Source organism: Salinimicrobium oceani (assembly GCF_012037645.1).
This window is the reverse complement of record NZ_JAAVJR010001177.1, coordinates 1-349: the sequence shown is the minus strand read 5'-3', so window position 1 is coordinate 349 and position 349 is coordinate 1. Positions and strand designations below refer to the sequence as shown.

1 protein-coding gene is annotated in these 349 nt (G+C 43.3%); it reads left to right on the top strand.

All coding sequences use genetic code 11. The features are described from left to right. Positions 1-98: 98 nt before the first annotated feature. The coding region (locus tag HC175_RS21345; protein ID WP_168139944.1) for an NAD-dependent epimerase/dehydratase family protein at positions 99-349 on the top strand (251 nt) is incomplete at its 3' end.

The window sequence follows — 349 nt, the reverse complement described above, 5'->3', positions numbered from 1 at the left end:
TCTGCGGAATCTAAACTTCAGGGTAATCTGCAATAATCCGCGGAATCAAAACAACATTTGATCAGCGGTCGGAACATCCGAAAAAGTAAAAATTTAAAATGGACAAGAATACAAAGATATATATAGCTGGCCACCGCGGCATGGTAGGCTCCGCAATCTGGCGCAAGTTAGAAACTGAAGGTTACTCGAACTTAATCGGAAAAACTTCAAAGGAATTAGACCTACGCGACCAGAAAGCAGTAAACGACTTCTTCACCAAAGAAAAACCCGAAGTAGTTATTGACGCTGCAGCTCGCGTAGGCGGGATTCTTGCTAACAACGACTACCCCTACCAGTTTTTGATGGAGAA